General features: G+C 71.1%; 10 protein-coding genes and 1 pseudogene. 5 read left to right on the top strand and 6 right to left on the bottom strand.

Features of this window, described 5'->3' with window-relative positions; genetic code table 11:
• Positions 1-119, bottom strand: a pseudogene (locus tag DES41_RS20655) (electron transfer flavoprotein subunit beta/FixA family protein); the annotation flags it as partial.
• A 304-nt stretch (positions 120-423) separates the two neighbouring features.
• On the opposite strand from DES41_RS20655, the gene DES41_RS20650 reads away from it, so the two are divergent.
• A complete protein-coding gene (locus DES41_RS20650; protein ID WP_245965795.1) occupies positions 424-1,410 on the top strand; it encodes an SDR family oxidoreductase in 987 nt (328 codons plus the stop codon).
• A gap of 1 nt (position 1,411) precedes the next feature.
• On the opposite strand, the gene DES41_RS20645 is transcribed toward DES41_RS20650, so the two are convergent.
• The 3 genes from DES41_RS20645 to DES41_RS20635 all read right to left on the bottom strand — a co-directional run bounded on the left by DES41_RS20645 (position 1,412) and on the right by DES41_RS20635 (position 3,748).
• Positions 1,412-2,023 (bottom strand): ABC transporter ATP-binding protein, encoded by a 612-nt coding sequence (locus tag DES41_RS20645; RefSeq protein ID WP_245965794.1) that lies wholly within the window; start codon positions 2,021-2,023, stop codon positions 1,412-1,414.
• Positions 2,020-2,703, bottom strand: a complete 684-nt coding sequence (locus DES41_RS20640) for a P-loop NTPase family protein (protein WP_114469510.1) — start codon at positions 2,701-2,703, stop codon at positions 2,020-2,022. Before DES41_RS20640 ends, DES41_RS20645 begins: the two co-directional genes overlap by 4 nt.
• 91 nt (positions 2,704-2,794) lie before the next feature.
• Complete coding sequence (locus DES41_RS20635) at positions 2,795-3,748, bottom strand: histone deacetylase family protein (protein ID WP_114469509.1); 954 nt, start codon at positions 3,746-3,748, stop codon at positions 2,795-2,797.
• Positions 3,749-3,791: 43 nt separating this feature from the next.
• Here DES41_RS20635 and DES41_RS20630 point away from each other — a divergent pair, with 43 nt between their 5' ends.
• The 4 genes from DES41_RS20630 to mltB are packed head-to-tail and all read left to right on the top strand — an operon-like array spanning position 3,792 to position 8,795.
• Positions 3,792-4,712: an AAA family ATPase gene (locus DES41_RS20630; RefSeq protein ID WP_114469508.1), complete on the top strand. Its 921-nt coding sequence runs from the start codon at positions 3,792-3,794 to the stop codon at positions 4,710-4,712.
• 44 nt (positions 4,713-4,756) lie between these two features.
• Entirely contained in the window at positions 4,757-5,683 is a 927-nt protein-coding gene (locus DES41_RS20625) for a DUF58 domain-containing protein (protein ID WP_114469566.1), read from the top strand.
• Complete coding sequence (locus tag DES41_RS20620; protein WP_114469567.1) at positions 5,680-7,716, top strand: transglutaminase TgpA family protein; 2,037 nt, start codon at positions 5,680-5,682, stop codon at positions 7,714-7,716. Before DES41_RS20625 ends, DES41_RS20620 begins: the two co-directional genes overlap by 4 nt.
• Entirely contained in the window at positions 7,713-8,795 is a 1,083-nt protein-coding gene (mltB, locus tag DES41_RS20615) for a lytic murein transglycosylase B (protein ID WP_114469507.1), read from the top strand. Before DES41_RS20620 ends, mltB begins: the two co-directional genes overlap by 4 nt.
• A 31-nt stretch (positions 8,796-8,826) precedes the next feature.
• Here mltB and DES41_RS20610 read toward each other — a convergent pair whose 3' ends face one another.
• Entirely contained in the window at positions 8,827-9,495 is a 669-nt protein-coding gene (locus tag DES41_RS20610; RefSeq protein ID WP_114469506.1) for a DUF4760 domain-containing protein, read from the bottom strand.
• A gap of 146 nt (positions 9,496-9,641) precedes the next feature.
• Complete coding sequence (locus DES41_RS20605; protein ID WP_245965793.1) at positions 9,642-10,901, bottom strand: MFS transporter; 1,260 nt, start codon at positions 10,899-10,901, stop codon at positions 9,642-9,644.
• Positions 10,902-11,037: the final 136 nt, after the last annotated feature.

The following is an 11,037-nucleotide window of genomic DNA, read 5'->3' as shown; positions in this document are numbered from 1 at the left end:
TCGTCAAACGGGTTCATGCTCATCTTGACGTTGGCGATGTCAACGCCGCTGCCGTCGGACTTCACGCGAACCTTCACGTTGTAGTCGACCACGCGCTTGACGGGGACCAGGACCTTCATTGATGCGACTCCTCTGGGATGTGCTGCTTGTGCAGCCTGCAGGACAAAAACTATTCGATTCTAGTGTGCGGTAATGCCTTGGCCGGTCGGCCAAAGACACCGGCGGGACAGTGGAAACACCAGTGCGCCCGGCGAATCCGCGCTGCACGCCGCCGCGCGGCACCTGCCCTGTAGGGCTGCACGCCGGCTGCGTGTCGGAGCGATGCAGAAGATGCCGATGGTCACAGGCGCATCGTCGCGTGGCGCATCCATTGCAACTATGCTGTGCGCTCCGTCATCCAGAGCACAACGCACCGATCCAAGAATGCGCTCCTCCCTGCCCCCTTCCCCCGTCGTCGTCATCACCGGCGCCTCCAGCGGCATCGGCCGGGCCACTGCACTGGCCTTCGCCCAGCAGCGCGCGCGCCTCGTGCTCGCGGCCCGAGGCACCGAAGCCCTGGAGCGCGTGGCCGCGCAGTGCGCCCGGCTGGGCGCCCAGGCCATCGCCGTGCCCACCGACGTGACCGACGCCAAGGCCGTGCGCGCCCTGGCCGGCGCCGCGTTGCGGCGTTTCGGCGGCATCGACGTGTGGATCAACAACGTGGGCGTTGGCGCCGTGGGCCGATTCGAGGCCACGCCCATGGAAGCGCACCGCCGCGTGCTCGAAGCCAACTTGCTCGGCCACATGCATGGCGCCCATGCCGTGCTGCCGCACTTCCGCAGCCAGCACAGCGGCGTGCTGATCAACATGATCTCGCTGGGCGGCTGGGTCGCCACGCCGTATGCCGGCGCCTACACCGCCAGCAAGTTCGGCCTGCGCGGCTGGTCGGCCGCGCTGCGCGCCGAACTGTCCGACCTGCCGGGCGTGCATGTGTGCGATGTCTGCCCCACCTTCGTCGACACGCCGGGCCTGCAGCACGGCGCCAACTACACTGGCCGCAAGCTCAGCCCCCCACCGCCGCTGGACCCGGATGCCGTGGCCAGCGCCATCGTGCGCCTGGCGCGCAGGCCGCGGCCCACGCTGTGGCTGGGCGCGGGCACGCTGGCCGGCCGGCTGGCGCAGTCTGCCGCCCCCGCCACGACGGGCCGCATCGGCAAGTGGGTGGCCGACCGCGCGCTCGCACGCGCCGAGCGCACGCCGATCACCCAGGGCAACCTGTTCGACGCCTCGCGCCATCCGGCCGTGCACGGCGGCTTCCGTCCCGAACCCAAGCCCCGGAACAAGCTGGCGCTCGGCCTGGGCCTGGCGGTGGTCGGCGCCGTGGCGCTCGGTGTTCTGCTGGCCACGCAAGGGCGCGGCGAGCGCAGCTGAGTCAGCGCAGCGGCAGGTCGATCCGCGCGGCCAGCGGCAGGCTCGTGGTGGCCTCGCTGCTGGCCACCACCACCGTGCGCCGGCGCGTGGCGCCGATCTGGGCCAGCACATCCCACAGGCAACGTACCGAACCCTGGTCCAGCGCCGCCGCGGGCTCGTCCAGCAGCACCACGGGCCTGCGCCCGGCGAGCGCGGCCGCCAGCCAGACCTTGCGCCTGGAGCCGGTGGAGAGCATGTAGAGCGATTTCTCCAGGTGCGGCGCCAGGCCGAAACCATCGACCAGCGCATCGCGCAGGGCCTGGTCGGCATCGGCCCCGGCCAGCTGCGCGAGGCAGGCCTGGCCCGTCATCTGGTCGAACTGCTGCGTGGCCGGGTCGACGAAGAACAGCTGCGCGCGGTAGCGCGTCGGCGCGTCGGCCAGCACCGCATCGCCGATCTGCAAGCGGCCGGCGTCGGCCGCCTGCACGCCGGCCAGCAAGCGCAGCAGCAGGCTCTTGCCGGCGCCGGTGTCGCCGTGCAGCAGCGTGATGCCGGGGCCGATGCGGGCCGACCAGTCGGCGACCAGCGGCGGCTCGCCGGGAAAGGCGAAGCGCAGCCCCTGGATGTCGATCACACGCCGACCGCGTCGAACTCGCGGTAGCTGTCGGCCAGCCAGGTCTTCACGCGTTGGCGGTCCAGCAGGCCCAGGCCGCCGCCGGGTGTCGTGGCCTTCCAGAAGCTGCTGCTGGTGCCGTCGATCTTGAGCAGAGCGCCCTCGCTGAGCTTCTTGAGCTGCACCACCTTGGCGCCCAGCGCCGCGGCGCGCTGCTGCTGGCCGGATTGCTCCAGCGCCGCGAAGTCGCTGCCGCGCACCTGGTTGCGCACCAGCACGTAGCGCAGGCCGTCGCCGAAGCGGTCGAGCAGCTTGGCCAGCAGGTCGGCCGAGTCCTTGCCGGCATCCATCACATGCCAGTAGGTCAGCTGGATGCCCTCGTCGGCGGCCACGGCCAGCAGGCCGGCCTCTTCCATCCATTGCGCCAGCGTCTCGTGCGTCTGCGCGGCCAGGTCGACCAGCACGCGGCGTTCGGGCTGCTCGGCGGCGGCCTCGACGATGGCGTCCAGCGCCTCGGCGCGGTCCATGGCCACGGGCGTCGCGTAGTCGGCGTAAAAGCGCAGCAGCGCGCCGTGCGAACGGTCGGTGTCGAAGGCGGCGAACGGCAGTTGCCGGTCGATGCAGTACTGCGCGAGCAGGCGTGACGTCAGCGATTTGCCGACGCCACCTTTCTCGCCACCGATGAAATGGATGTTTGCCATGCGTGCACTCCCTGGGATGTTGTGTGGTCGCGCACCCGGCGCCGGGTGCACCGGCCCATGGTAGCTGCAGCAGGCGGCGCCGCTGCGGGCGTTACAGGTCGGCCAGCACGCGGATGTGCGCCTCCACGCTGCGCGCCAGTGCGCCCAGGTGGTAGCCGCCCTCCAGGCAGCTCACGATGCGGCCCTTGGCGTGGCGGCGTGCGATGTCCTTGATGCAGGTCGTGATCCAGACGTAGTCCTGCTCGACCAGGCCAAGTTGGCCCATGTCGTCCTCGCGGTGCGCATCGAAGCCGGCGCTGATGAAGATCATCTCCGGCTTGTGCGCCTCCAGGCGCGGCAGCCAGAGCATGTCGATCATCTCGCGCACGTCCATGCCGCGCGTGTAGGCCGGCACTGGCAGGTTGACGAGGTTGTCGGCCTGGCGGTGCGGCCAGTCCATCGGGTAGAACGGGTGCTGGTAGAAGCTGGCCATCAGGATGCGCGGGTCGCCGGCCACGATGTCCTCGGTGCCGTTGCCGTGGTGCACGTCGAAATCGATGATGGCCACGCGCGACAGGCCGTGGCGCTCCAGCGCATAGCGGGCGGCCAGCGCCACGTTGTTGAAGAAGCAAAAGCCCATGGCCTGGTCGCGGCAGGCGTGGTGGCCGGGCGGGCGCACCGAGCAGAAGGCGTTCTCGAGTTCGCCGCCGATCACCGCATCGGTTGCGGCCAGCGCGGCACCGGCGGCACGCAGCGCGGCGTTCCAGGTGTGCACGTTGAGGCTGGTGTCGGGATCGATCTGCGCGTGCGTGGGGCCGCCCGCGATGATCTGCTCCTGCAGGTTGTCGGTCATGCCGCGGATGGCGGCCACGTGCATGCGGCCGTGCGCGAGCTCCAGGTCGCTCACGGTGGCCAGCGGCGCTTCGCGCCGGTCCAGCGCATCGCCCACACCGGAGGCGAGCAGGCGGTCCTCGATGGCGTCCAGCCGCTCCGGGCATTCCGGGTGGCCGGGGCCCATCTCGTGCTTCCAACAGTCGCGGTGGCTGAAGTATCCCGTCTGGTTCACGGCCGTCGTCTCGCTTGCTATTGTTTTCGGGTAAGGTTTCGCGATGATCGTACAAGAGAAAGTCAAGGACCTCTTGCGCCAGCTCAATGGCGTCATCGTGGGCAAGGAAGCCCAGGTCCAGGATTGCGTGGCCTGCCTGCTGGCCGGCGGCCACCTGCTCATCGAGGACGTGCCGGGCGTGGGCAAGACGACGCTGGCCCATGCGCTGGCGCGCACCTTTGGCCTGCAGTTCTCGCGCGTGCAGTTCACCTCCGACCTGATGCCGTCCGACCTCTCCGGGGTTTCGGTCTACGAGCGCGGCAAGGAGGCCTTCGTCTTCCATCCCGGCCCGCTGTTCGCGCAGATCCTGCTGGCCGACGAGATCAACCGCGCCAGCCCCAAGACGCAAAGCGCGCTGCTCGAGGCGATGGAGGAAAAGCAGGTCACGGTCGAAGGCGCCACGCGGCCGCTGCCGCGCCCCTTCTTCGTGATCGCCACGCAGAACCCGCAGGACCAGCTCGGCACCTTCGCGCTGCCCGAATCGCAGCTCGACCGCTTCCTGATGCGCATCTCCATCGGCTACCCCGACCGCGCGGCCGAACGCCTGCTGCTGGCCGGCGACGACCGGCGCGATCTCGTCGATGCCCTGCCCGCGCTGCTGAACGGCGAGCAGCTGCAGGCGTTGCAGCACCAGGTGCTGCAGGTGCATGCGGCGCCGCCGCTGATCGAGTACGTCCAGGACCTGATCGCCGCCACGCGCTCGGGCCGCTGGTTCCTGCAGGGCCTGTCGCCGCGCGCCGGCATCGCCGTGGTGCGTGCGGCCAAGGCCCAGGCGCTGCTCGCCGGGCGCGAGTACGTCGCGCCCGACGACGTGCAGGCCATCCTGCCGCAGACCGTGGCGCACCGGCTGGTGCCGGTGGGCGACGCCGGGCGTGGCGCCGTCGAGCAGGTGCGCGCCATGGTCGAGGCCGTGCCGCTGCCGTGAAGGCCCTCGCGCGCCTCAATCCCTGGTCGCGCTGGCGGGCTGCCATGCGGCGCTGGTGGGAGGCGCGGCTGCCGCGCAGCGACCAGCTGCTGCTGACCCAGCGCAACATCTACATCCTGCCCACGCGCGCCGGCCTCATGCTGGCGGCCACAGTGCTGTTGCTGCTGCTGGCCTCGATCAACTACCAGTTGAACCTGGGCTACCTGCTGACCTTCCTGCTGGCCGGCTGCGCCCTGGTCGGCATGCACGTGGGCCATGCCACGCTGCGCGGCCTGCAACTGCACCTGCTGCCACCGGAGCCGCAGTTCCTGGGCAACGGCAGCACGCTCACGCTGGAGCTGGCCAGCACGCGCAAGACGCCGCGCCACGCCATCGCCGCGAGCCTGCTGGACACCGCCAGGCAGCAGGCCTTCGTCGATGTGCCGGCCGGCGGCCGCAGCCAGGTGCACGTGGCCTTTGCGCCCACGCGGCGCGGCCTGCATGCCATTCCCACGCTCACGCTGGAGACGCGCTTCCCGATGGGCGCCTTCCGCGTCTGGACGCTGTGGCGCCCGGCCGCCCAGGTGCTGGTCTATCCACAGCCCGAGGCGCATCCACCACCGCTGCCCGCGGGCGAGCCGCGCGCCGGCGGCGCCATGGCACGCCAGGCCGCCAGCACGGGCGAATTCGATGGTGTGCGCGCCTACCGCCGTGGCGACCCGCTCAAGCTCGTGGTCTGGAAGAAAGCCGCCAAGGCCGGCGAGCTGGTCAGCCGCGACAGCCAGCAGGCCCAGCGCCACGAGCTCTGGCTGGAGCCCGCACTGGCCCAGCTGCCCGACGGCGAGCAGCGCCTGGCGCGCCTGTGCGCCTGGGTGCTGCAGGCCGACCGGCTGGACCTCGAGTACGGGCTGCGCGTGCCCGGCGTGGAGCTGGCGCCCGCCAGCGGCGAGGCCCACAAGCGGCGCTGCCTGGAGGCGCTGGCCCTGTGCTGAATCGCCTGGCCGGCCGACTCTCGGGCCAGCTGCCGCGCGACGGCCGCGACACGCTGTTCCTGCTCGCCGTGATCGGCTGGATCCTGCTGCCCCAGGTGCCGCGGCTGCCGCTGTGGTGCAGCCTGCTGGCCGGCGGCGTGCTGCTGTGGCGCGGCTGGATCGCGCTCGGCGCGCGGCCGCTGCCTTCGCGCTGGTGGTTGGGGGCCCTGCTGGCGCTGACGCTGGGCCTCACGCTCATGAGCCACCGCACGCTGCTGGGCCGCGACGCGGGCGTCACGCTGCTGGTCTCGCTGCTGGCGCTCAAGACGCTGGAGCTGCGCGCCCGGCGCGACGCCTTCGTGGTGTTCTTCCTGGGCTTCTTCACGATGCTCACGAATTTCTTCTTCTCGCAGTCGCTGGCGACGGCCGCCGCCATGCTGGTCGGCCTGCTGGGCCTGCTGACGGCGCTCGTCAACGCCCACATGCCGGTGGGCCGGCCACCGCTGGCCGAGTCGGCACGCCATGCACTGCGCATGGCCGCCATCGGCGCGCCCATCATGCTGGTGCTGTTCCTGCTGTTCCCGCGGCTGGCACCGCTGTGGGGCATCCCGAGCGACGCCATGAGCGGACGCAGCGGACTGTCGTCCACCATGGAAGTGGGCAACCTCGCCAGCCTGGCGCTGGACGACAGCATCGCCATGCGCATCCGCTTCGACGGCCAGCCGCCGCCACAAGACGCGCTGTACTTCCGTGGGCCGGTACTGTCCGAATTCGATGGCCGCCAGTGGCGCCAGGGCCGCGGCGACTTCAGCTTCAACACCGCGCCGCAGCGCAATCTGCAGCTGGCCGGCACACCGACCAGCTACGAGGTCACGCTGGAGCCGCACAACCGGCCCTGGCTGCTGCTGCTCGACGTGGCCTCGCGCCGGCCCGAACTCGCCGGCCTCTCCGCCCTGCAAACGCAGGACCTGGCCTGGCTGGCGAACCGGCCCATCACCGACCTGGTGCGCTTCCGCGCCCAGAGCCACACGGATTTCCGCTACGGCCCGCAGCGCCGCACGGCCGAACTCCAGGGTGATCTGCAGCTGCCCGCAGGCAGCAACCCCCGCACGCTGGCACTGGCCGCCGAGATGCGGCGCGACCCACGCTACGCCGAAGCCGGCAGCGCTGCGCTCGTCGCCGCCGCGCTGGACCGGCTGCGCACGGGCGGCTACAGCTACACGCTGGAACCCGGCGTCTACGGCGAGCACACGGCCGACGAATTCTGGTTCGACCGCAAGGCTGGCTTCTGCGAGCACATCGCCTCGGCTTTCGTGGTGCTGATGCGCGCCCTGGACATCCCGGCGCGCATCGTCACGGGCTACCAGGGCGGCGAGATGAACGCGGTGGACGGCTACTGGACCGTGCGCCAGAGCGACGCCCATGCCTGGACGGAGGTCTGGCATGCCGGCCAGGGCTGGGTGCGCGTGGACCCCACGGGCGCCGTCATGCCGGGCCGCATCGGCAGCCTGGACCGGCTGCGCGCACCGCAAGGGGCGTTCGCCACGGCGGTGGGCAACGTCAGCCCCAACATCGCGGCCCAGCTGCGCGCGGCCTGGGAAGCCGTCAACAACCGCTGGAACCAGTGGGTGCTGAACTACACGCAGAGCCGCCAGCTCGACCTGCTGCGCGCGCTGGGCTTCGAGGCGCCCGACTGGGAGGACCTGGGCCGGCTGCTGATCGGCCTGGTGGTGCTGGCCAGCCTGGGCGGTGCCGGCTGGACGCTGTGGGACCGGCGCCAGCACGATCCCTGGTTGCGCCTCTTGCACAAGGCGCGCGAGCGCCTGCGCGCCGCGGGCCTGGCCGTGCCGCCGCAGGCCGCACCCCGGCAGCTGGCCCAGCTGCTTGTACAGTTGCCGGCTGTCGCGGCCGGGCCGCAGCAGCTGGCGCCCTTGCGCGACTGGCTGCTGCGTCTGGAGGCGCAGCGCTATGCACGCGCGCCGGCCCTGGAACTGGCAACGCTGCAGCGCGAGTACCAACGCCTGCCCTGGCCACCACCATCCTCCCCTGCATGAACCGTTTGCTCCGATCCGGCCTCACGCTGCTGGCAGCCGCCCTGCTCGCCGCCGCCGTCCAGGCCCAGTCTGCCGCCCCCACCAAGAAGCGCCCCGCCGCCAAGGCCGCCGCACCCGCCACCGGCCCGCTCTACGCCACCCGGCCCGAGGTGCTGCGTGCGGCCGACGACATCGCCGCGCGCCGCGACCTGGACCGCGAATGGGTGCGCCAGGCCATCGGCCAGGCCCGGCTGCTGCCCCAGGTGCAGCGGCTCATGACGCCGGCGCCCACCGGCACACCCAAGAACTGGCGCGTGTACCGCAGCCGCTTCGTCGAGCCCATCCGCATCCGCGCCGGCCTGCGCTTCTGGCAGGAACACCGCGAAGCCCTCGCGCGTGCCGAGCGCGACTACGGCGTGCCGGCCGAGATCATCGTCGGCATCGTCGGCGTGGAATCCATCTATGGCCAGCAGATGGGCGGCTTCAGCGTCATCGACGCGGTGACGACGCTGGCCTTCGACTTCCCCAGAGCCCACCCGCGCGCGGCCGAACGCTCGGCTTTCTTTCTGGGCGAGCTGGAGCAGCTGCTGAGCCTGTCCGACCGCACCGGCGTGGACCCGCACAGCTGGCGCGGCAGCTACGCCGGCGCCATGGGCATGCCGCAGTTCATGCCATCGAGCTGGGTGCGCTACGCGGTGGATTTCGACGGCGATGGCCGCGTCGACCTGTTCAACAGCGTGGACGACGTGATCGGCTCGGTCGCCAACTACTTCAAGGCCTTCGGCTGGAAGAGCGGCATGCCGGCCACCTACCCGGTCGGCTTCGCCGCGCAGGCCGACATGGACACCCTGCTGGCGCCCGACATCCTGCCCAGCTTCAGCGTGGAGAGCTTCACCGCCAAGGGTGCGGTGCTGCAGGGCGAGGCGCTGGCGCATGCCGGCCCGCTGGCGCTGGTCGAATTGCAGAACGGGGCCGAGGCGCCGCAGTACGTGGCCGGCACCGAGAACTTCTACGTGATCACGCGCTACAACTGGTCCAGCTACTACGCGATGGCGGTGCTGGAGCTCGGGCGGGCGGTGCGCGAGGCGCTGGACCGCTGAGCCAGACGGGGGCGGTTCGGTCGCGCACGCATCATGCACGCACCATGGAGAACGCCCGCAGGTCGTTGCCCGGCGCCTCGTCGCGCCAGCGCAGGTAGAGCCAGCGCAGGTTGCGGTACAGCAGCGGATTGGGCGCCAGCGTGGGTCCGCCGCCCACGCGCCGCTCGATCCAGTCGCGCGAGTAGAAGGTGGTCTTGGTCAGGATGGAGCGCAGGCTGGCGCGCAGCATGGCCTCGTGCAGGTCGCCATGGCGCACGCCGATGGCGATGTATTCGAAGTAGTTGAGGATGTAGCGCAGCGCCTCCTCGTCGTCGCCGGCGATGCCCTGGGTCGGGTCGGCATCGGGGTCGCGCGTCTTGAGCGAGTGGCGCGCCTCGTAGGCGCCGAAGAACTTGTTGACCCGGTCGGCGCGCTCCATGTAGGTGGCCGACAGGCGCGACTGCAGCAGCGTGTTGACGGTGTGCTGCTTGACCGAATTGCGGATCGAGGTCCAGGCCGTGGTGATCCAGCCGATGACGGCGAGCCAGGCCGCCAGCAGCACCACGATCTGCTGCTTGTCCAGCGCCTCGCCCGGCGCCGTGCGGCGCAGCCAGGCATGCCACCAGAAGAACAAGGCCAGCGAAATCAGGGCCGCAAAAAACAAAAGGCCCAGCACGAAGCTGGGCCTCCAGAACGACGGATCGCCCTTATGCGAAGCCATCGCCTTCCGTGAAGCATCTCGTCATGTGACCTCCTTGCGGTTTCGCTGCCATGGCCCCGAGGCGGGACCATCCGGCTCCGCAGGGCGGTGGAGCCACCGTTCTGCGCCGAAACAGTATGCCATAGCTGGTGGCAACCCCAGGGCCTTCAAGGCGGCGGGCTGGCCTCTTCGAAGCGGTCCAGCCGGCGCAGCCCGCCGAAGGCCGTGGCCCAGGTGCCGACCACGCCCAATGTACACAGGCCGCCCGCCACAGCCGCCCCGACCGGCCCCAGCCAGGCCGCGCTGGTGCCGGCGCGGAACTCGCCCACTTCGTTGGACGAGCCGATGAACAGCATGTTGACCGCCTGCACGCGCCCGCGCATGGCGTCGGGCGTGGAGAACTGCACCAGCGCCCCGCGGATGTAGACGCTGACCATGTCGGCCATGCCCGCCACCAGCAGCGCCGCGAACGACAGCCAGAACCAGTGCGACAGCGCGAAAACCAGGTTGGCCACGCCGAACACCGCCACGGCGCCGAACATGGTCGCGCCCACGCGCCGGTTGAGCGGCCGGGCGCTCAGGTACAGGCCCATCCCGACCTCGCCCACGGCCATGGCGCTGCGCAGCGCGCCCAGCCCCTGCGGCCCCACGTGCAGCACCTCGTGCGCGTAGATCGGCAGCAGCGCGACCACGCCGCCCAGCAGCACGGCGAACAGGTCCAGCGAGATGCAGCCCAGGATCACGGGCCGCGAGCGGATGAAGCCGATGCCCTCGGCAAAGCGCGTCCAGATCGTGCCGCCCACGGCGCGCGGCGCAGCGTGGGCCACCGTCACGTAGCGCAGCAGCACGGCTCCGAGCAAGAAGCAGCCCAGGCACACCAGGTAGGTCAGCTCGCCGCCGCCCAGGGCGTAGAGCAGCCCGCCCAGGAAGGGGCCGGTGATCGTGGCGCTGCGCATCAGCATGCTGTTGACGGCCATCGCCTGGGCCAGCTGCTCGCGCGGCACGATCTGCGGCAGCAGGCTCTGCAGCGCCGGCCCGGCAAAGGCGCGGGCGCCGCCGTACAGCACCAGCACGCCGTAGATGGACGAGACGCCCGCCACCCCGTGGCCCGACAGCCACCACAGCAGCGCGCTGCACAGCGCCGACACCACCCAGGCCGCGGCCAGGATGGGACGGCGCGCAAAACGGTCCATCAGGTCGCCGGCCGGCAGCAGCAGGCACAGCATGGGGATGAACTGCGCCAGCCCCACATAGGCCAGGGCCAGCGGCTCGCGCGTGAGGTCGTAGACCTGCCAGGCCACGACCACGGCCTGCACCTGGGTGGCCAGCACCGCAGCCACGCGCGCGGCCATGAAGGCGCGCATGCCGGGATGGCGCAGCACGCCGCCGGCGGCTGTCGGGGAAGAAGAGGAAGCGGGGGAACTCACAGGCGTCGCCAACAAAAAAAAGCGCCCGGAAGGCGCTTGCGCAAAGCTGCGGCATTCTAGGGGCCGCGCCGTTCTGGTGCCGGCGCACGCCCCTTTTGCGTTTACGCTCGGTATGCCTTCAGCAGCTCGCACCACG

This window comes from Pseudorhodoferax soli (genome assembly GCF_003337555.1).
In the GTDB taxonomy this organism is placed as follows: domain Bacteria; phylum Pseudomonadota; class Gammaproteobacteria; order Burkholderiales; family Burkholderiaceae_C; genus Pseudorhodoferax; species Pseudorhodoferax soli.
The sequence above is the reverse complement of the archived record's forward strand: the minus strand, read 5'-3'. Positions and strand labels throughout refer to the sequence as shown.